We start from the raw sequence: 18,834 nt of genomic DNA on the forward strand, positions 1-18,834 counted from the left end.
GACCGACCAATGCCGTCGCGATCTCCTCAGGCTCGGCCCGCGGAGTGAAGTTCCCCGCGGTCACACCGTCGTCGATGATCGAGCGGTAGATGCTCCCCCGGGCATCGGCGACCCGGCCTGTCACCGTCCGCCCCGCCGCAGTACGACGAGCGAGCGGTCGGCGAGCGTAAGACTCGTCTCGTTCAGTGGCGAGGGTGTCGCCCCGGCGACGGACGTGTCGAGCAGCACCTCCCAGGGCACGGACGCCGCGCGTTTCGGCAGCACGAACTCCACCGGCACCGAGTCCGCGTTGAACATCAGGATCACGTCGTCGTCTCTGAGTGGACGGCCGACGGAGTCCCGATGGTCGAGACTCTCCCCGTTCAGGAACACCGCGATCGATCTGCTTGATCCCGCCGTCCAGTCATCCAGCGTCATCTCCCTGCCCTCTGGGGAGAGCCAGACGATGTCGGGCAGCGGGTCCCCATCCGCGCGGTCGACCGGCTTGCCGTCGAAGTAGCGCAGGCGCCGGAAGGTGGGATGCTCGGCACGCAGGCGGGAGACGGCGGCGACGAACCCGACCAGCTCCTTCTCGGCCGTGTCCCAGTGGATCCAGGTCAGCTCGTTGTCCTGCGCGTACGCATTGTTGTTCCCGTGCTGGGTGCGGCCGAGCTCGTCGCCGTGCAGCATCATCGGCACACCTTGGGAGAGCAGCAGGGTCGCCACGAAGTTCCGCCTCTGGCGGGCGCGCAGTGCGAGGATCACCTGGTCGTCGGTGTCCCCTTCGATACCGCCGTTCCAGCTGCGGTTGTCATCGGTTCCGTCCCGGTTGTGCTCGCCGTTCGCCTCATTGTGCTTGGTCTCGTAGGAGACGAGGTCCGCGAGGGTGAAGCCGTCGTGGGCGGTGACGAAGTTGATCGACGCGGTGGGCCGACGCCCGTCGTCCTCGTACAGGTCGGATGACCCGGTCAGCCTCGATGCGAACTCCCCCAGGGTCGCGGGCTGGCCGCGCCAGAAGTCCCGCATCGTGTCCCGGTATTTGCCGTTCCACTCGGTCCAGTTCGGAGGGAAGTTCCCGACCTGGTAGCCGCCCTCGCCGACATCCCACGGCTCGGCGATCAGTTTGACCTGCGACACCACCGGGTCCTGTGCGACGACTTCGAAGAAGGTGGACAGCTTGTCGACGTCGTAGAACTCGCGGGCGAGCGCGGATGCGAGGTCGAACCGGAACCCGTCGACATGCATCTCCGTCACCCAGTAACGCAGGGAGTCCATGATGAGCTGAAGCGTTCGCGGCTGCCGCACGTTGAGGCTGTTGCCGGTGCCCGTGTAGTCGACGTAGTAGCGCTGGTCGTCCGGGCTCAGCCGGTAGTACTCGCGGTTGTCGATTCCACGGAAGCTCAGCGTCGGACCGAACTGGTTGCCTTCGGCCGTGTGGTTGTAGACGACGTCGAGGATCACCTCGAGCCCGGCGGCATGCAGGGCGCGCACCATCGTCTTGAACTCCACCACCTGGTGGCCGCCCGTCGGGTCCATCGCGTAGCCGTTGTGCGGGGCGAAGAATCCGATCGTGTTGTAGCCCCAGTAGTTGGCGAGCCCCTTGTCCTGCAGCACCCCGTCGTTCACGAACTGGTGCACGGGCATGAGTTCGACGGCCGTCACACCCAGCGTGCGGAGGTGCTCGGTGATGGCCGGATGGCCGACAGCGGCGTACGTTCCCCGCTGCTCCGGCGGGATGTCAGGGTGCAGCATCGTCAGACCACGAACATGCGCCTCGTAGATGAACGAGTTGCTGTATGAGCAGCGCGGCGGAGCATCGTCACCCCAGTCGAATGCGGGGTCGGCGACCACGCTGAGCATCGTGAACGGCCGCGAGTCTTCGATGTCGAGGGTGGTCTCGTGGCCCGGCTCGTACGAGAAGAGTGCCGGGTTCCACTGGATCGTTCCCTCCATCGCCCGCGCGTACGGGTCGAGGAGGAGCTTGCTCGGGTTGAACCGGTGGCCGGCCCCGGGGTCGAACGGGCCGTGGACGCGGTAGCCGTAGAGCTGCCCGGGACCCACGCCCCTCAGGTAGCCGTGCCAGACCTGCGCATCCACTTCGGTGAGCTCGACCCGTGACTCGGCGCCGGAAGGATCGATGAGGCAGAGCTCGACCCGGGTAGCGTCCTGGCTGAACAGGGCGAAGTTCGTCCCGTTCGCGTCGATGGTGGCCCCCAGCGGGTATGCCGAGCCCGGCAGCGCGTCCATGGGCTACCCCGCTGTCGCAGCCGAGGCGGTGTGCGGACTGACCGCATTGCGGCCGGGAAGGAAGCCACCCACGATCATCCCGATGGCGGAGACCGCGAGAAGCGGCACAAGGGCGAGCACGTACTGGTCGTGCGGTCCGTGTACGTTCAGCACGAGCACAGTCCCGACGATCGCTGTCCCGAAACTCGATCCCAGGTTGGAGATGCTTCGCGAAAGCCCGGAGATCTCCCCCTGTTGCTCCTCCGGAAAGGCCGACTGCACCAGGTTGACACTTGGCGTCAGCATTACGCCGAGCCCGATCCCGATCAGGAGCAGCCCCGGAGCGAACGGCCACGCACCCGGCACGGCTCCGACGATGAGGAGCAGGATCAGGCCGAAGCCCGTGACCAGGAAGCCGGTCACGATCAGCGAACGCTGCGCGAAGCGTTTCACCAGCGCGCCTGCAGCGAGCGACGACCCGAGGATGCCGACGGTCGCCGCGCTGAAGATGATCCCGGTCTCGATCGCATCGTAGTGGCGCACCACCTGAAGGTGGCTCGCGACGAGCATCGATGTGCCCATGAGCAGCAGCCACTGCAGGTTCTGCGTGATCATGCCCAGGTTCGACACGCGCACGCGGAAGAGCTTGGTCGACAGCAGCGGTTCCTTGCCAGAGGACTCACGCCGGCGCACCCACCAGAAGAACACCGCGATGATGGCAGCGCCGCCGATCATCAGGGCCAGGCAGAGCCAGAGGTTGTTGTCCGCGGCGAGGATTCCGAGCACGAAGACGATGAGTCCGAGCCCGGAGAGCACCGCGCCGACGACGTCGTACGGCTTGCCCGGCTCTGCCGGCCGCGGGTCCTTCATCCGCAGCGCCAGGATCAGGATGACAACGATGATGAGCGCCTGGAACCCGAATGCCGCACGCCAGCTGATGTATGAGCAGATCCATCCGCCGATCAGTGGCCCGGTCGCAGCGCCCACACCGCCCGCAGCGCTGACGATGCCGAACGCGCGCGCCCGCTCCGCGATACCCCTCCAGTACATGGTCACCAGGATGTAGACCGGGGGAATCAGCAGGGCGGTACCGGCGCCTTCGAGAATCGAGTTGCCGAGGATGAGGAGGCCGAGCCCGGGCGACAGGGCGCTGACGATCGCCCCGACCCCGTAGACAGCGAGCCCAAGGACGAAACACACTTTGCGTCCGAGCTGGTCGGTCAGTTTCCCGAACGGGATCATCAGCGCGGCCATCACAAGCAGGAACAGCGTGATCGAGATCTGGATGCCGTGAACCGTCGTGTCCAAGTCTCGGCTCATGTCGTTGAGCATCACGTTCATGTTCGACCCGGCGAACGAGCAGATGAACTGCGCCAGCGCCAGCGGCAGCAGCGCCCACCCTCCGGTTTTCGTGCGCGTCAGGGTCGGCGACGTCACCGGGTCGCCCCAGCACTCGAGAAACGGTCCATGTCGCAATCCCCCCAGCTCGAAGATGCTGGCAGCGTACGCCTCATCGCGCGGGGCCGGAATCATCCGCCGCGGGTGATCCGCGCGCCTGCGCCTGCGCCTGCGATGGATCGTGGGGAGGTCAGGGCGCCAATAGCCCCGCGAGCACCTCCGCAAGTGGGCCGCCGAGCTGGGTCTCCGTCGCGGAGCTCAGCGGCTCGAGCCCAGAGGTCGACCGCAGGAGGACGATCCCGAACGCGGTCGACATCGCGACCTGCGCCCGCAGCATGAGGTGCTCAGTCTCTGCATCGTCCGGGTCCCATCCAGCGGCTCCGGCCATCCGTTCGGCGAAGTAGCGGAAGGTGTTGCGACGAATGCGCTCTGCGCTCTCATCGCCGGAGGATCGCAGCAGCAGCAGGAGCTGCAGGCCGTCCTCGCCCTTCAGCGAGCCGCTGGTCTGCCGCACGATGTCGCGCACGACCGACTCGACCGTGTCCGCGACCCCGCCGTTCGAATCCAGCTGGCCGAGTCCCTCGACCGCGCGCGACAGGCAGGCCTCGAACAGGCCTTCCTTGGAGGAGAAGTAACGGTGGATGAGCGCCACGTTGACTCCAGCATCGGCCGCGATCTGCCGCACCGTCGTGGCGGCATAGCCGTCGAGGGCGAACCGGCGGCGCGCTGCCTGGAGCAGGAGCAGCTGGGTGTTGGCGGCATCTCTGGTCCGCGCGGCACCGGATGCGCTCGTCTCGCCGTCGATCGCGGTGGTGGGCTGCGTGCCGGTGGTCATCCGCGTCCTCTCATCCCTGACACATTACCGCTGTGCGCGAAGCGATGTAAACGCAAGTTGACTTGTTGCCGCCGATCGCTAAGATTCGTAAGTCAGCAAATGTTTACATAGCCAATCGGAGTGAAATGTCCCGAACGATCGACGAGCCGTCCACCGGCTCCGTGCGCGCGCTAACACCCACTGCCACGCCTGTGAAGAACAGGTCAACGCTCATCGTCATCTACCTGGCGATGGGAGGCCTGGCGTTCTCCGTCCTGCAGTCACTGGTGGCGCCTGCGCTCGCCACCATCGGCAAAGACCTGAACGCCACGACCAGCGACGCCAGCTGGATCATCACGGCCTACCTGTTATCGGCATCAGTGCTGACGCCCATCCTGGGCCGTCTCGGCGACATGGTCGGCAAGCGTCGGGTCCTCATCGTCGTGCTCTCGCTGCTCCTCGTCGGGACCGTCCTTGCCGCGCTCGCCCCGAACCTGGGCATCCTGATCATCGCGCGGGCACTCCAGGGCGCGGCCGGGGCGGTCATGCCCCTCTCCATCGGCATCGTGCGCGATGAACTGCCGCACGAGCGCGTCAGTGTCACCATCGGTCTGCTCTCGGCGATCTTCGGAGTGGGCGCCGGCATCGGCATCGTCGCAGCCGGCCCCATCGTCGAGAACCTCTCGTGGCCGTGGCTGTTCTGGCTCCCTGGCGTCCTCGTCGTGGTCGCTCTGCTCGGCGTCATCTTCGGGATGCCCGAATCGCCCGTGCGCAAACCCGGCCGGCTCGACGTGGTCGGCGCGCTCATCCTCTCGGTGTCGCTCGTCTCCCTCCTCCTTGCGATCAGCAAGGGCGAAGAGTGGGGATGGGGCTCCGGCGGCACGATCAGCCTCCTCGTTCTCGGTGCGGTCGCCCTGGTCGCCTTCGTGCTCGTGGAACTGCGCGTGAAGGAACCGCTGATCGACATGCGCCTGTTCAAGGTCCGTGGCGTGTGGACGGCCAACCTCGTGGCCCTCATCTTCGGTTTCGCGATGTTCGGCACGTTCGTGCTCGTCCCCACGCTGCTGCAGCTGCCGAAGATCACCGGCTACGGTTTCGGCGAGACGGTGTCGTCGGCCGGGCTCTTCCTGCTTCCGACGGTGCTCATGATGGTGGTCTTCGGCCCCGTCGCCGGCATGCTCGTGCGCAGGGTAGGGCCGAAGCCGCCGATGCTCGCAGGCGCCATCCTGGTCACCGCGGCGTTCATCCTGCCCGCGATCTCGCACGGAGAGCTGTGGCAGGTCGTCGTCTCCGGCCTGCTGACCGGTGCGGGAATCGGCCTGGCGTTCGCCGCGATGTCGAACGCCATCATCGAGAGCGTCCCCGCCGGGCAGACCGGCGAGGCGATCAGCGTCAACACCATCGCCCGGACGATCGGCAGCAGCATCGGCACCGCCGTGATCGCCGCCATCATCTCGTCCAACGCGAGTGCACAGGGCTTGCCGCTCGACGACGGGTTCACCACCGGCTTCTGGGTCTGCGCCGGGGTGGCGTCCCTCGCGATCATCGCATCGCTGATCGCGCCGTCGATGCGCAAGCGGCGCGAGCAGGCGCTCGCCCTCGGAGTGGACGACCTCGACTGAGGTATCCGCACTCCTGTCGGCGGATCCGGCTATTGTGGCGCGCATCCGAAACCGTTGCCGACAGGGCGCGAAAAGGAGGCCCAGATGACCGAGTCGAACACGCAACAGCACGGAGACGAGGAGTTCGTGCGGCTAATGCCGCAGGAGTTCCATGCCACGCCGGGCACCGAGGACTGGCACATCCTGTTCTGGGGCGCCCATACGTTCTATCGCACGGCGTCGTTCGGCCAGGCTGTCGCATTCGTCGCCGCGATCGGTGAAGCCGCAGCGGAGGTCGGTCACGATCCCGATGTGGATGTGCGGCCTGAGGGGGTCACGGTCCGCACGTTCACCCGGATCGATGGGGCACTGAGCCGAAAAGATGCCGACCTCGCCGTTGCGATCAGCGCACGGGCGCAGCGGATGGGCTTGCACTCCGATCCGTCGCTGCTGATGGTCGTGGGCATCGCCGTTGCGCAGGATGCCGGGGTGGACTCGATGCCGTTCTGGGAGGCCGCGTTCGGCTACAAGCGCATCGGCGACGAGGACCTCATCGACCCCCTCCGTCGTGGGCCGCACCTGTGGTTCCACGAGTTGACTCCCCCGCGACCCGGGCGTGGCCGGACGCACATCGACGTTTCCGTCCCTGCCACGGAGGGCGAGAAGCGGGTGAAGGGCGCGGTCGCCGCTGGCGGTCGGATCGCCAACGACCGCGGCGACAACGGCTGGTGGACTATCGCATCGCCTGACAATCACGGCGTCGATATCGCCGCATGGCCGGACCTCGAGGAGTGAACGCGACGCCGCGTCTGCGAGGCCTCAGTTCGAAACGGCCGGTTGGCCTTCGGAGGTCTGGGCCGCTATCGGCAGTCCGTGCTCGGCGAAAGCCGTCTCGACCTCGTCTTCGCTGATGACGAGCATCCCTCCCGTCCGGGCCGCATTCAGACCGAGTGCCTCGACCCACCGGCGGTTGATCGCGGGCGGCCGGCTTCCCGCGAATCGGAACGTGAGTTGCGACTCACGGCTCACCCAGACGCTGATCCGGCCCGAGCCTTGCTCGACCGGGATCGTCCAGTTCAGCAGGAAGCTCTCGTGCCGGAGGAGCTTGGCGACGATCGCGAGTTTCATGTGCGCCAGAAGGCGGTCCTCGAACTCGAACTGGTCGTTGCCGTAATAGAGGGTGCCCATCTTTAGATTGTGCTTCCCGCCCGGTCGAATTGCCTACATTTCGGGGAAACCCGAAAGGGTGGGCGCGCCCCGGAACCGGGGGAACAGGTCCCCGTCCCGGGGCGCGCGAGAGGGCATACCCGAAATGCCCTCGGGTAACGTTAACAGCGCGCGTAAAGCTCACTCAATCGTTCGCCCGGCGGGTCGTTCTGCGAGTGCTCACAGAAAGGGCGGGATGGGAGCGATCAGCGACTCCGCCGACCCGCGAACAGCGTGTACAGCAGCGGGATCACTGAGGTCACCATCAGGACCGTGCTGAGCACCACATCCTCTGCCCGGACGACGGCACCCGCGATGAGAAGGGCGCCGAACAGGAGCGCCGAGATCACCCTCCGCGCGGTGCGTTCCAACCGTGCCACCCGCTGTTCCATCCGCGGGTTCCGAACTGCGACGTTGCCGTCCTCGATCCGCGTGAGGAGCGCATCCACCCGGTTCGGCAGGCGAAGGACGACGCCCGCGATCTCGAGCGCCTGCTTCGCCACATCCTGAACAGCGTTGCCGCGCTCATCGCGCAGAAGCTGCGTCGCGTATGGCTCGATGGAGTTCCAGAGGTTGAATTCGGGATCGAGAGCGCTGCACACTCCGCTCGTCAGCGACATCGCCCGGATGACGAGGAGGAAGTTCTCGGGCAACTGGAACGGAAGAGAACGCACGACCTCGCCGAACTGTACTGCGAAGTCGCGGAACTCCCGTGGGTCCACCTCGCGGAGTTCGGCGAAGCCCATTCCGCCGAAACGGGCGAAGAGCTGCTTCATCGCCTGCTCGAGCTCGGTCGTCTCGGTGGTTGGCAGCAGCACGCCCACGTCGCGCATCGCATTCACGAGGCCTTTGCCGTCGCGTGCGGCAGCGGCGAACAGCAGCTTGCGCAGCCCGCTTCGCGTCGTGGCCGTGACCTCGCCCATCATGCCGAAGTCGATGAACGTCAGCTTCCACGGATGCGCGCCGGCGCCATCGGCGACCGGTGTCACGAAGATGTTCCCCGGGTGCGGATCGGCGTGGAAGAAGCCGTTCGTGAAGAGCTGGTCGAACATCACGGCCGCAAAGGCGGGTGCGACCTCCACCGGGTCGATCCCGGCCGCGCGCAGTCCCTCGACATCGGTGATCTTGATCGCCGTCACATCTTCGAGGGTGAGCACGCGGCGGGTCGTGCGTTCCCAAACGACGGCGGGAACGGCCACCCTGTCGTCGCTGTCGAACTCCGTCGCGAAACGCTCGCAGCTCGCTGCTTCGTGCAGGTAATCGATCTCCTCGAGGCTGGTCGCGGCGAACTCCTCGACGAGCGCAGGCATGTTGACCCGGTCGGACACCAGCCGCACCCGACTCAGCCATCCACCCACCCTGCGCAGCGCCGCCAGGTCGACATCGACGATCGCGCCGATGCCCGGCCGCTGCACTTTGATCACGACCTGGTCCAGCCCGGTTTCGGCCGCATCCGTCGGGGTGAGCAGGGCTCGGTGCGCCTGTCCCAGGGAAGCCGCGGCCACCGGCACCTCGTCGACCATCGCGAACGCGCGCCCGAGCGGCAATCCCAGCTCGGCCTCGGCGAGCGCACGGATCCCGGCGAAGGGCACGGGTGGAACCTCGTCCTGAAGCCCCTCCAACTCCGTCGTGATCTCGGGCGGCAGCACGTCGAGCCGGGATGACATGAACTGGCCCACCTTGATCATCAGGCCGCCGAGTTCCACCGCGAGCGCATGGAAGCGCTGGGCGAAGCGCGTCATCCGCCTCGGACGCGTGCGGGCTGCGACCCTCGCGAGTCCGATGCGCGGCAGGAACAACTCGTACCACCACGTCACGGCGAGCTGCCGGCCGGCGAAACGCAGGATGCGGCGATAGCGGGCGCGGGTGGACCTCTCGTCGGGGGGTCCACCCGGTTCCTGGCGAGCCGACGGCACCCGCGTCAGTCCTGAGCGAGGATCGAGTAGAGCTTCCGTCGCGCTTCGTCGAGCACGTCGACGGCCTGCTTGATCTGCTCCGGTGAGCCGGTCCGGCGCACCTGCGCTGCGGCCTGAGCGAGCTCGATGCCCGCCTTCGGCAGGGCATTGAAGGCCGGCCCGTCGCTCGCCCCCGTGGTCTCCCACGGCGCGGTCGAGTCGGCGTCGGCTGCTTCCTCGCGACCCTCGTCGGTCAGCGCGTAGGTCTTGCGGCCGTTCGACTCCTCGACGGTGATCAGGCCTTCGTCGGCCAGGAGCTGCAGCGTCGGATAGACCGAGCCCGCGCTCGGCTTCCAGCTGCCGCCGCTGCGTTCCTCGATCTCGCGGATGATCTGGTACCCGTGCATCGGCTTCTCGGCGAGAAGGGCGAGCACGGCCGCCCTCACGTCGCCCCGACCGACACGCGTGCCCACCCGTTTCTCGAAGGCCGAGAACAGCTGATCCATCGTCTGCCAGATGCCCTCGCCCGGGGTGCCGGCTCCGAATCCGCCGGCTGAGAATGATCCGCCCATGATGTCCTCCTTTGGTCGCCCAGCGATAGTGAACGATAGTCAACGATATATCGTTGACGTTCACCGCGACAGGTCTCGCAGGCTTCTTTCAGCCGAGCCGCCGAATGACCGCGAAGCCGTCCCACCCCTTGAGTCCAACGGTCTGGAGCGCGGTCGCCTCGAGCGCAGGATCCGCGGCGACCGCGGCGAGCGCCGCGCGCATCCCCTGAACCTGCTCATCCGTACTGTCCGCGTCGATGACCGAGCCATTACGCACCACATTGTCGATCACGATCACGCTGCCCGGGTGGGTCAGCTGGAGAACGAGCCGCAGGTAGTCCAACGTGCTCTGCTTGTCGGCGTCGATGAAAGCGAAATCGTACGGCTCGACATCGGCATCGACGAGGGCCTGAGCGGAGTCGCGAGCCGGGCCGACGTGGACCTCGACGCGGTCTTCGACGCCCGCCCGTCGAGCGTTCGCGCGCGCGATCGCCGCGTTCTGCTCCTCGAGCTCGAGCGAGGTGACGAGGCCGCCCTCCCCCACGGCCCGCGCGAACCAGATGGCGCTGTAGCCGGCGAGGGTGCCGAACTCGATGACGCGACGCGCGCCGACCATTTCAGCCAGCATCCGGAGCAACCTGCCCTGGTTGGCTGTCACCTCGATTCCCGGTGCCGTCGTGTCCTGACTCGAGACACGCGCGGCTGCAAGTGCGGAGTCCTCCTCCGCGAGAGTGTCGATCAGGTACCGGTCGACGTCGTTCCAGGACGAACGCGAATCAGACATCTGCTGCCTCCTCGGTGGCGCGCTTATCGCCTGTGGCGATCGTATTCCCCGTCTCCCCTCTTCTGCAGAGGGTCGTGCACCACTGGATTCACATCAGAGGGGGTCGCTCCGATGAGTGCACTGATGGACCGGTACGAGAAAGTGCAGCGCCGCCGCAGGCGGTTCGGTCTTTTGGTGGCGCTCACCTGCCTCACAGGTCTCGGCGCGTGGCTCACCGGGCCTGTCGGCATCGTGATGGTCTCGATGGGGAACGCCGCAGGATGGGCGCTGATCGCCGCCGGCATCGTGCTGCTCGCCGCAGCGATCGTCGCAGGAGTGGCGGCGGCGCGGATCCGTGTCGTGCCGCAGAGTCAGCCCGGAGCCGCGAACCCGCATTTCGACGAGCCGGAGCCGTCGCCCGATGCGCGGCCGGGCTTCGGCTGGATCGGCTCCGGGATCGGGTCGCGCTGACCCCTGTCGAGCGCGGTCAACGCACGACGGCGTAGGTGAGGTGGGCGAGGCCCTTGCCCACGGTCTGCGAATCGAGCAGGCGGAGAGATGTCGTGTCCGCGGTCTCACCGAAGAGGCGATCGCCGGCCCCAAGCACCACGGGAAAGACGGTCAGCCGAAACTCGTCGACCAGGTCGTGATCCGTCAGGGTCCGAACGAGCTGACGGCTGCCGTAGACGACGATCTCGCCGTCGATCTCGTCTTTCAGCTTCTGGACCTCTTCGACGACGTCACCCTTCAGAACGGTCGAGTTCACCCAGATCGGCTCGACGATCGTCGACGAGACGACATATTTCGGCAGCGTGCGAAGCCGGTCACCCCAGTCACCAGGGGCGGAATTCCACCGCGGGCCGAAATACTCGTCGGTTCGCCGCCCGTGCAGCAGAACCTCGGCACCGCGCGCCTCCGCGAATTCGATTTCCGCCCACGGCTCACGGTCGTCACCCATGTACTGCCCGAACCACCCGCCGCGTGCGAAACCGCCCTCACCGGTCGGATCCTCGACCACCCCATCCAGGGACACATTCTCACTGACCACGATCTTTCCCATGTCGGTCTCCCCATCCTTGTTGAACGCTTACAAGGATGTAGACACCGCTGGGTGCAAGAAGTGGGCGCTACGAGCGGAGCAGCACCCGTTCGAGGAACCGCGCTGACCCCGTGACCAGATGCCACGGCACCTCGCGCGGGCACCCGTTCGGATGCGGGTGATCAGGCGTTCAGCGGGGTCAGCCGAATCTGCTGGGCGAGTGCGTACGCGGTGGCAAGGTCACCGTCGTTCTCGACGAAAACGCGACCGATGACAAGTACGGAATTGTTCGGCGACGAAATTCGCGTTGCTTCGGCCGCTGCGGTTTCTTTCCAGCCGGGTCCCGTGAGAAGAAAGGTGCCCGCCCCGGTTCCCGTCGCACGCTTGCCGACGTAGGCGAAGTTGGCACTGTCCGACGGATCGGTGAACTGCAGACTGTAGTAGCGCCCGGCCATGTCCGGCACGTGGAGCACCTGGGGTCCACCGCGCAGATCGAGCCAGCCGGCGACGTAGAGCAGGTTGGTGGTCCCGGTCGCCATCACGCCCGCGCCCGCTGGGCTGGACGTTGTCGGGGATGCATAGAGCGTGTTGACAGGGATCGGACCGTCGCCGAACCCGCGCTTGAGGATCGCCCTCTTGAAACCGCTGACCGTGATCCGCGGCCACAGATAGATGAAAGCCGGCGCTCCGATCGCCCAGACGACGACAGCGGCGACGGCGAGCACGACGACTTCGCTCCAGCCGAGTATTGCCCGTCGGTAGACGACGTAGGCGAAGATCGCCAGGACGACCGCCGTCAGCGGAACCCCGTACTTCAGGATGAGGCGATTCATCTCACTTCACCCTCTCGATCGGAGGCACCCGGTAGGTGCCGTCGAGAATCGCCGGGCCAGGCAGGTACGCGCGGAGCATCAGCCTGAAGGCGCCGGCGGGTGTCTGAAGCCAGTTCTCCTCGCGACCGCTCGGCGCCGACTGCTGGAGGTAGACGTCGATCGAACCGTCGGCGTTCACCGCGAGGGCCGACCGATCGTCGATGCTGTACCGATGCGCCGGATTGTCGGCCATGTAGCCGACGACATCGGTCATCGTGAGCGACCAGAACGCGTCGTTCGGCGGCAGTTGACCGGGTGGAAAGCGCAAGACGTACGCATTCGCGCCGTTCAGCTTTCGTCCTCCCGAGTCCTTGGCGGCCGTCCAGTACGCGGCCTCTTCGAACACGTTGACCAGCGGAAGCGCCTTGGCGCACGCGGCGGCCACCAGCATCCCGTTCCCTGGCTGCCCGGCTCTGCGGATGCTGCTCCATCCGTCGATCGTGGTCGTCACCGACCGCGCCACGGCGTTCAGGATGAGAATCGCCGAGAGGAACGCCAATGTGGCGCCGATGATCACCCCTTGGACGACCCCGGACTGCGCGATCCATGTGAAGACACTTGCCATATCCGCACACTAGTTCTTCGCGCATCCGGCCGGGTCCGCAACACCCCCAGCGCTATTGCGCCGTCCCATCGTCCGCAGCCATCGGTGTCTCCGCGGCCACCCATTCGGAGGTCTCCTGGATGCGGTCGCTGGCCGAGATCGCCTCCTGGAGGTTCGCGCGCAGAAGTCCTACGACGTCCTCCATGTCCGCCTCCCACCCTTCCGCGACCGTGATGAGGCTCTGGTACACGCCGATCTCGTAGAGCTCCGTTTCCAGCGCGCTCGCCAGCAGGACGGAGTCGACGACGTCATCGTCGGCCCGCGAGCTCATCGACCTGCCTTCCCTCGCGAGGCCTTTCGTTGCAGGCGAAGGTGCCGCCTTGAGCCGTTCCTCGACAAGCTGGAAGCAACGCTCCAGGTTCCCGGTCTTCTCCTTCGCTTCGCCCGCGAGCGAACCGAAGAGGTCGCGCAACTCCCACCGTTGCGCACGCTCCCGCAGTTCCGCAAACATGTCGGATGCGTCCTGCTCCATCGTGAGGGCCGCGCTCAGCTTGGCGCTGAAGAACCCTTCCGGCGTTTCGTAGTGCTCGAACACGGCCAGCTCGTCACGACGCGATCACGGAATCGAGCACACGCAGGAACTCCCGGTTGAACGTCGGAAGGTCGTCGGGCTTGCGGCTCGAAACGATCGGCGCTCTACCTTCGGTATCGACGATCACTTCCTCATCGACCCAGGTCGCGCCTGCATTCCTGTAGTCGGTCTGCAGTGTCGGCCAACTCGTCAAAGTCCGCCCGTCCACGACCCCCGCTTCGATCAGCACCCAACCACCGTGACAGATCACGCCGATCGGTTTGGATGCGGCGGCCATCGCGCGGACGAACTCGATCGCCTTCGGCTCGCCGCGCAGCTGGTCGCCGTTCGCGACGCCTCCCGGCAGCATGAGCGCATCGAAGTCCGCCGGGTCCGCAGCGTCGACAGTCTCGTCGACCTCGAAGGTGTCGGCCTTGTCGAGATGTTCGAACGCTTGGACCGTGCCAGGGCTCGGCGCGATCAGCTTGGGCGTTCCTCCTGCCTGCTCGACCGCCTTCCACGGCTCGGTCAGCTCGGCCTGCTCGATTCCCTCGGCCGCGACGAGGAACGCCACCGTCAGGTTGCTCATTGTCATAGTCCTGCCTCCATTCCTGCACCACCTGTACGCCCGGGGAACTGCGGGCTCAATCCCTGCATCCTGTGACTTCGGCGATTCCGGTGCGCGAGAAGCCGGCTCCCCCAGGAACGGTGCGCGAAGCGGCCGCGAATGGCCGGTTCTTGTACCCCGATGGTCCAAGCTTGTCCCCCAAAATGCCCACTTGCGCGCACCCCGACGACGGCGCTGGAATGAGAGGTGCATTAAATTGAGAATTTGTCAGAATGGCGCATGCTATGGGGAGGATCTCCTCGCGACTGCTCGATGAAATCGTTGAGCTTGCCTCGACCACCAACACCGACCGCTTCCGCGCCGCACAACTGATCTCGCACATCATCGCGGCCGACCACGTCCTGTTCTCGGTCGTCGACTTCGTCACCCCGTACGCCCGCCTCACCGATGAACTCCACCCCGGATCACCGGAGTGGAACGCGGCGGCACTCCTTCTTCCGGGGATGCTCCATCCGGCGATCCTCGGCTACGTCGACAATCCGGAGAACAGGAGCCCCAGTCGATTGTCGGACCTGGTTCCGCGAAGCGACTGGGTTGCAAGTCGCTCCTACCGCGAGATCTTCCAGGCAGGCCACGCGGACTACCAGTTGAGCATCGTCACCACCCTGAACCTTCCGACACTCGGTCGGGGATGGATCCTCACGCGGTCGACGAAGGACTTCTCGGATCGCGACCTCGAACTGGCCGCGCTGATCCTGCCTGCCCTCATCGTGGCGGATCAACGTCGACCAGTGCACGTCCCGGGCGGTAGCGGGGTCCCTGCGAACCACCCACATCTGACCGACACAGAGATCCTCGTCCTCCAGGCGCTCGCCCAAGGCTGGACCGCGACGCGGATCTCCTCCTCCCTCAACATCAGCCCCCGAACGGTCGGAAAGCATCTGCAGAATGCCTACCGCAAACTCGAGTGCAACGATCGACTCCTCGCCACCCAGCGAGCCCAATCCCTCGGCCTGATCTAAGTCACCGGCTCTACGCACTATTGCGTATGGCCGAAGCCCACGCGGCAGCCTTAGCCTGAAAGAGTCCGATGACGCCGTCGGAGAGTCGCGTCATCGTGGCGACGGTCCCGTGGGTTCAGCGGGCCGGACGACATGAGGCCGAGGGGTGGGCGATGGTAGACGACAAGGCCAGTCCCAAACGCGGGGCTATCCCCACGCCCAAGAAAGTCATCGAAGAAGCGATCCCTTTCGAGCCCAGAACTGACATGGCGAAGGAAGCGACTTCGCCCTCTGAATCTCCGAAACGATCTGGCCGTTCAGGCCGTGGGACAGGAGCGACAAAAATGAGCGACACGCAAGGCGGAATGGGAACCCCGGGCACCCCACCGCCACCGCCGGGCAGCGCGGGCGCCGACCAGGCGGCCGGACAGGGAAGCGCGCCATCCGGGGAAGGCATGGGCACTCCGGGCACCCCGCCACCGCCCTCGCGCGACGCGGCCACTGGTTCGCAATCCGGCGGCGGCAGCACCAAGGGAACACCCGGCACACCACCGCCACCGGCGAAGTCCTCGACAACGAGCATGCCTGGCGCCGCCAGCGGCATGGGCACGCCGGGCACCCCGCCCCCGCCCTCCGGCGAGGGTCGCTAGACCCACCCGCCGCGGCACCGGCTCCAGTGGAGCCACCGTCGACTTGAACGTTCATCCATCGTCAGCAGGAGTAAGACGCCATGCCCGATAAAATTGTTGTTCCGAAGCGTGGAGCACTACCCACCCCGCGGTCCGAACTGGCGAAAGCCACGCCATATGCCGCCAGCCTTTTGGGGGCCCCGCCCGAGTACATCGTCATCCCACCCCAACTCTCGATGTGGGGCAACGATGTCCACGGCGACTGCGTGACGGCGGAGGAGGCCTTCGCCAAGGCCTGCTACCAGCCGGAGATCTTCATCGCCGACACAGAAGTCATCAACTGGGCCACCCGGCACGGAGTTCTCGAGGGCGCCTACATCAACCAGGTCCTCGACTGGATGGTCAACGACGGTTTCAACCAGAACGGCCAGATCTTCAACGACGGCGGCAAACGCTCCGTGGACTGGAACCAATCCGGCATCCTCCACGACGCCATCTCGCAAGGACCGGTGAAGCTCGGCGTCGCCGCCGACCAGATCCAGAACGCCTACACGGGCCGCACCGGCTGGTTCGGCACAGGATGGCACGCCGACTCCAACGAGGACCACAGCGTTTCCCTGTGCGGCTACGGCTCACTCTCCTGGCTCGCGCAACAGCTCGGCGTCACAGTGCCGGCCGGCGTCGACGGCAACGCGCAGGGCTACGCCATGTTCACCTGGGACACCATCGGCATCGTCGACGAGCCGTCGATGCGCGCGATCACCCAGGAGGCGTGGCTGCGTGTCCCGACAACCACCATCGTGTCGGCAACGGGAGTCCGCATCCACGTCTGTGCGCGCGGCAGCGACGGCGCCCTCTGGCATATGTGGCAGACCGCTCCCAACAACGGCTGGAGCGGCTGGAGCTCGCTCGGCGGCTGGATCGACCTGATCACAGTCGCGACCAACGCCGACGGCCGGCTCGAGATCTTCGCCCGCGGCGGCGACGGCGCCGTCTGGCACAACTGGGAGACATCGCCCGGAGGAGGCTGGAGCGGCTGGTACTCGCTCGGCGGCTGGATCGACATGTTGACCGTCGTCAAGAACGCCGACGGGCGACTCGAGATCTTCGCCCGCGGCGGCGACGGCGCCGTCTGGCACATGTGGCAGACCGCCCCGAGCAACGGCTGGAGCGGCTGGTACTCCCTCGGCGGCTGGATCGACCTGCTCGACGTCGCCCAGAACGCCGACGGGCGACTCGAGATCTTCGCCCGCGGCGGCGACGGCGCCGTCTGGCACATGTGGCAGACCGCCCCCAATAACGGCTGGAGCGGGTGGTACTCCCTCGGCGGCTGGATCGACCTGCTCGACGTCGCGCGCAACGCGGACGGCCGCATGGAGATCTTCGCCCGGGGCGGCGACGGCGCCGTCTGGCACATGTGGCAGACCGCCCCGAATAACGGCTGGAGCGGCTGGTACTCCCTCGGCGGGTGGATCGACATGCTCGACGTCGACCGCAACGCCGACGGGCGGCTCGAGATCTTCGCCCGCGGCGGTGACGGCGCCGTCTGGCACATGTGGCAGACCTCCCCCAGCAACGGCTGGAGCGGCTGGTATTCGCTCGGCGGGTGGATCGACATGCTCAAGGTCGCGTCCAACGACGATGGCCGCATGGAGATCTTCGCCCGTGGCGGCGACGCCGCCCTGTGGCACATGTGGCAGACCTCCCCCAGCAACGGCTGGAGCGGCTGGTACTCCCTCGGCGGGTGGATCGACAAACTGGAGACCTGGCCCCAGACGCCCGGCAACCCCTGAGCGATGCTCGCGCGATCGGGGCCGATACCGCATCCGGACCCGGGTCGCATCAGATTCAGGGCGTAACGAGGCCCGGGCCCCACCACGTCCACCACGACCCGGTGAGCCAGACGGCCTGGCCGGCCAGGAAGACGATCACGATGGCGATCCGGTAGATCCGCGACCGGGGCTGTGCGAGAGCACCGAAAAGCGGAAACATCGGTGTGAGGATACGGATCGTGCTCGTCTGCGGAAAGAAGACGGCGAGAACATAGAGGGCGTAGCTTGCGATCCACAGTCGCAGGTCCGTCCCGAGCCGTCGCACCGGCCCGCTGAAGAATGTAGCGATCGCCGCGGCGAGCACGAGGACGAGGAGCACCGTCCCCCACGGCTGTGCGAAGTAGAAGTTCGCACTCTCGACCCATGGCGTGAAGGGAACCACCGAGGGCGCACCGATATCGCGGGAACGCCACGCCATCTCCGTCGCCAGATAGGCCGACGGCGTTCCAGTCGCCTTCCAGGCGATGAGGGGCCACAGGAGACCGAAACCTGCGGCGGACGCGGTGGCCGCGATCGAGGCCGGCAGCTGCCCCGGCAGCCACGGATCTGTGCGTCGGTTCCGCCACCGCAAAGCCACGTGAGCGCCGAGTGTCGCGGCGAAGGCGATCTCGCCGGGTCTCGTCAGCGACATGACTGCCAGCACGGGAATCAGCCAGCCGTAGCGGCGGCGAACAAGAAGGTACAGGGCCAGGGCGATGAGGAAGAGATTCATCGACTCCGCGTAAGCGACCTGAAGGATCGGCGACAGCGGCGAGACGCATAGCAGCACGACAGCGAATCGAGCGGTCGGCGGCGGCAGGACGAGATGCATCAGTCGATCGAAGACGAGCACGAAGGCGAGCGAGAACGCGAGGGCTACGGCCACGGATACGACATCCCAGGACAGGCCGGTTGTTGCCATGAGCGCCCGCACCAGGAACGGATAGCCGGGCAGGAACGCCCACGGATTCGCGGCCACTGCGCCCGACGCGTCATGGGGAACGATCGGCGGATACCCGTGGAGCGCGATCTTCTGGTACCACCCGGCGTCCCAGAGTTGCGACAGGGTCGCGTAGCTGAAGAGGCTGCCCGACGTCGGACGATAGGGGGCCTGCGCGGCCGTCACGACCATGATGAGGGTGGTGAGGATGCGCGACACCAGCCAGACGGCGCCGGCCCGGAGCCACCAGGGTAGAGGAGGCCAGAGCGATGGATGCGGGCGCGTCCCTGGGGTCAGCCGCTCGGCGTCAGCGCGAGATGTCATAGGGCTGTGTGCAATCTCGGAAGAAGGCTCGGGGTGCTCCGGGGCCTTGGTGATCACTCTATTCACCGATTCGTGCCGAAAACACGTTCATCCGCGACTCGA

Annotated in this window: 19 protein-coding genes; 6 read left to right on the plus strand and 13 right to left on the minus strand. The window is 66.5% G+C overall.

The window, feature by feature from the left end:
• Positions 1-120: 120 nt before the first annotated feature.
• The 3 genes from glgX to ACV7NN_RS03640 are packed head-to-tail and all read right to left on the minus strand — an operon-like array spanning position 121 to position 4,438.
• Complete coding sequence (gene glgX, locus ACV7NN_RS03630; protein WP_463348224.1) at positions 121-2,226, minus strand: glycogen debranching protein GlgX; 2,106 nt, start codon at positions 2,224-2,226, stop codon at positions 121-123.
• A gap of 3 nt (positions 2,227-2,229) precedes the next feature.
• Complete coding sequence (locus tag ACV7NN_RS03635) at positions 2,230-3,738, minus strand: MFS transporter (RefSeq protein ID WP_463348225.1); 1,509 nt, start codon at positions 3,736-3,738, stop codon at positions 2,230-2,232.
• A 55-nt stretch (positions 3,739-3,793) separates the two neighbouring features.
• Entirely contained in the window at positions 3,794-4,438 is a 645-nt protein-coding gene (locus ACV7NN_RS03640) for a TetR/AcrR family transcriptional regulator (protein WP_463348226.1), read from the minus strand.
• Positions 4,439-4,563: 125 nt separating this feature from the next.
• On the opposite strand from ACV7NN_RS03640, the gene ACV7NN_RS03645 reads away from it, so the two are divergent.
• Both ACV7NN_RS03645 and ACV7NN_RS03650 read left to right on the plus strand, forming a co-directional pair.
• Positions 4,564-6,039, plus strand: a complete 1,476-nt coding sequence (locus ACV7NN_RS03645) for an MFS transporter (RefSeq protein ID WP_463348227.1) — start codon at positions 4,564-4,566, stop codon at positions 6,037-6,039.
• Positions 6,040-6,123: 84 nt separating this feature from the next.
• Entirely contained in the window at positions 6,124-6,813 is a 690-nt protein-coding gene (locus ACV7NN_RS03650) for a 4a-hydroxytetrahydrobiopterin dehydratase (protein WP_463348228.1), read from the plus strand.
• 24 nt (positions 6,814-6,837) lie between these two features.
• On the opposite strand, the gene ACV7NN_RS03655 is transcribed toward ACV7NN_RS03650, so the two are convergent.
• The 4 genes from ACV7NN_RS03655 to ACV7NN_RS03670 all read right to left on the minus strand — a co-directional run bounded on the left by ACV7NN_RS03655 (position 6,838) and on the right by ACV7NN_RS03670 (position 10,454).
• Positions 6,838-7,206 (minus strand): DUF7882 family protein, encoded by a 369-nt coding sequence (locus ACV7NN_RS03655; protein ID WP_463348229.1) that lies wholly within the window; start codon positions 7,204-7,206, stop codon positions 6,838-6,840.
• A 224-nt stretch (positions 7,207-7,430) separates the two neighbouring features.
• Positions 7,431-9,140: an ABC1 kinase family protein gene (locus ACV7NN_RS03660; protein ID WP_463348230.1), complete on the minus strand. Its 1,710-nt coding sequence runs from the start codon at positions 9,138-9,140 to the stop codon at positions 7,431-7,433.
• A gap of 5 nt (positions 9,141-9,145) precedes the next feature.
• Positions 9,146-9,691, minus strand: a complete 546-nt coding sequence (locus tag ACV7NN_RS03665) for a PadR family transcriptional regulator (RefSeq protein WP_463348231.1) — start codon at positions 9,689-9,691, stop codon at positions 9,146-9,148.
• Between the two features lie 88 nt (positions 9,692-9,779).
• Entirely contained in the window at positions 9,780-10,454 is a 675-nt protein-coding gene (locus ACV7NN_RS03670; protein WP_463348232.1) for an O-methyltransferase, read from the minus strand.
• 111 nt (positions 10,455-10,565) lie between these two features.
• Between ACV7NN_RS03670 and ACV7NN_RS03675 the strand changes: the two genes are divergently transcribed.
• Complete coding sequence (locus ACV7NN_RS03675) at positions 10,566-10,904, plus strand: hypothetical protein (protein ID WP_463348233.1); 339 nt, start codon at positions 10,566-10,568, stop codon at positions 10,902-10,904.
• Positions 10,905-10,920: 16 nt separating this feature from the next.
• Here ACV7NN_RS03675 and ACV7NN_RS03680 read toward each other — a convergent pair whose 3' ends face one another.
• The 5 genes from ACV7NN_RS03680 to ACV7NN_RS03700 form a co-directional block, all read right to left on the minus strand.
• Positions 10,921-11,493 carry a dihydrofolate reductase family protein gene (locus ACV7NN_RS03680; protein ID WP_463348234.1) on the minus strand — a complete coding sequence of 191 codons (573 nt, stop codon included), beginning with the start codon at positions 11,491-11,493 and terminating at the stop codon, positions 10,921-10,923.
• A 161-nt stretch (positions 11,494-11,654) separates the two neighbouring features.
• The gene (locus ACV7NN_RS03685) at positions 11,655-12,305 is read right to left on the minus strand and encodes a DUF1254 domain-containing protein (protein WP_463348235.1); all 651 of its coding nucleotides are present in this window, start codon (positions 12,303-12,305) and stop codon (positions 11,655-11,657) included.
• Between the two features lies 1 nt (position 12,306).
• Complete coding sequence (locus tag ACV7NN_RS03690) at positions 12,307-12,909, minus strand: DUF1214 domain-containing protein (protein ID WP_463348236.1); 603 nt, start codon at positions 12,907-12,909, stop codon at positions 12,307-12,309.
• Positions 12,910-12,961: 52 nt separating this feature from the next.
• Complete coding sequence (locus ACV7NN_RS03695; protein ID WP_463348237.1) at positions 12,962-13,483, minus strand: DUF892 family protein; 522 nt, start codon at positions 13,481-13,483, stop codon at positions 12,962-12,964.
• Between the two features lie 10 nt (positions 13,484-13,493).
• Positions 13,494-14,054: a type 1 glutamine amidotransferase domain-containing protein gene (locus ACV7NN_RS03700; RefSeq protein WP_463348238.1), complete on the minus strand. Its 561-nt coding sequence runs from the start codon at positions 14,052-14,054 to the stop codon at positions 13,494-13,496.
• A gap of 257 nt (positions 14,055-14,311) precedes the next feature.
• Here ACV7NN_RS03700 and ACV7NN_RS03705 point away from each other — a divergent pair, with 257 nt between their 5' ends.
• From ACV7NN_RS03705 to ACV7NN_RS03715, 3 genes are all read left to right on the plus strand, one after another.
• Positions 14,312-15,049: a response regulator transcription factor gene (locus tag ACV7NN_RS03705; protein ID WP_463348239.1), complete on the plus strand. Its 738-nt coding sequence runs from the start codon at positions 14,312-14,314 to the stop codon at positions 15,047-15,049.
• Between the two features lie 323 nt (positions 15,050-15,372).
• Complete coding sequence (locus tag ACV7NN_RS03710; protein WP_463348240.1) at positions 15,373-15,678, plus strand: hypothetical protein; 306 nt, start codon at positions 15,373-15,375, stop codon at positions 15,676-15,678.
• A gap of 80 nt (positions 15,679-15,758) precedes the next feature.
• Entirely contained in the window at positions 15,759-17,450 is a 1,692-nt protein-coding gene (locus tag ACV7NN_RS03715) for a PLL family lectin (protein ID WP_463348241.1), read from the plus strand.
• Positions 17,451-17,505: 55 nt separating this feature from the next.
• Here ACV7NN_RS03715 and ACV7NN_RS03720 read toward each other — a convergent pair whose 3' ends face one another.
• Positions 17,506-18,732, minus strand: a complete 1,227-nt coding sequence (locus ACV7NN_RS03720; RefSeq protein WP_463348242.1) for a hypothetical protein — start codon at positions 18,730-18,732, stop codon at positions 17,506-17,508.
• Positions 18,733-18,834: the final 102 nt, after the last annotated feature.

It is taken from the genome of Leifsonia sp. Ger2509, assembly GCF_055231915.1.

Coding starts and splice junctions, on each gene's coding strand:
- glgX (WP_463348224.1), bottom strand. CDS start 2,226: ATGGACGCGCTGCCGGGCTCGGCATACCCGCTGGGGGCCACCATCGAC.
- ACV7NN_RS03635 (WP_463348225.1), bottom strand. CDS start 3,738: ATGATTCCGGCCCCGCGCGATGAGGCGTACGCTGCCAGCATCTTCGAG.
- ACV7NN_RS03640 (WP_463348226.1), bottom strand. CDS start 4,438: ATGACCACCGGCACGCAGCCCACCACCGCGATCGACGGCGAGACGAGC.
- ACV7NN_RS03645 (WP_463348227.1), top strand. CDS start 4,564: ATGTCCCGAACGATCGACGAGCCGTCCACCGGCTCCGTGCGCGCGCTA.
- ACV7NN_RS03650 (WP_463348228.1), top strand. CDS start 6,124: ATGACCGAGTCGAACACGCAACAGCACGGAGACGAGGAGTTCGTGCGG.
- ACV7NN_RS03655 (WP_463348229.1), bottom strand. CDS start 7,206: ATGGGCACCCTCTATTACGGCAACGACCAGTTCGAGTTCGAGGACCGC.
- ACV7NN_RS03665 (WP_463348231.1), bottom strand. CDS start 9,691: ATGGGCGGATCATTCTCAGCCGGCGGATTCGGAGCCGGCACCCCGGGC.
- ACV7NN_RS03670 (WP_463348232.1), bottom strand. CDS start 10,454: ATGTCTGATTCGCGTTCGTCCTGGAACGACGTCGACCGGTACCTGATC.
- ACV7NN_RS03675 (WP_463348233.1), top strand. CDS start 10,566: ATGAGTGCACTGATGGACCGGTACGAGAAAGTGCAGCGCCGCCGCAGG.
- ACV7NN_RS03680 (WP_463348234.1), bottom strand. CDS start 11,493: ATGGGAAAGATCGTGGTCAGTGAGAATGTGTCCCTGGATGGGGTGGTC.
- ACV7NN_RS03685 (WP_463348235.1), bottom strand. CDS start 12,305: ATGAATCGCCTCATCCTGAAGTACGGGGTTCCGCTGACGGCGGTCGTC.
- ACV7NN_RS03690 (WP_463348236.1), bottom strand. CDS start 12,909: ATGGCAAGTGTCTTCACATGGATCGCGCAGTCCGGGGTCGTCCAAGGG.
- ACV7NN_RS03700 (WP_463348238.1), bottom strand. CDS start 14,054: ATGACAATGAGCAACCTGACGGTGGCGTTCCTCGTCGCGGCCGAGGGA.
- ACV7NN_RS03705 (WP_463348239.1), top strand. CDS start 14,312: ATGGGGAGGATCTCCTCGCGACTGCTCGATGAAATCGTTGAGCTTGCC.
- ACV7NN_RS03710 (WP_463348240.1), top strand. CDS start 15,373: ATGAGCGACACGCAAGGCGGAATGGGAACCCCGGGCACCCCACCGCCA.
- ACV7NN_RS03715 (WP_463348241.1), top strand. CDS start 15,759: ATGCCCGATAAAATTGTTGTTCCGAAGCGTGGAGCACTACCCACCCCG.
- ACV7NN_RS03720 (WP_463348242.1), bottom strand. CDS start 18,732: ATGACATCTCGCGCTGACGCCGAGCGGCTGACCCCAGGGACGCGCCCG.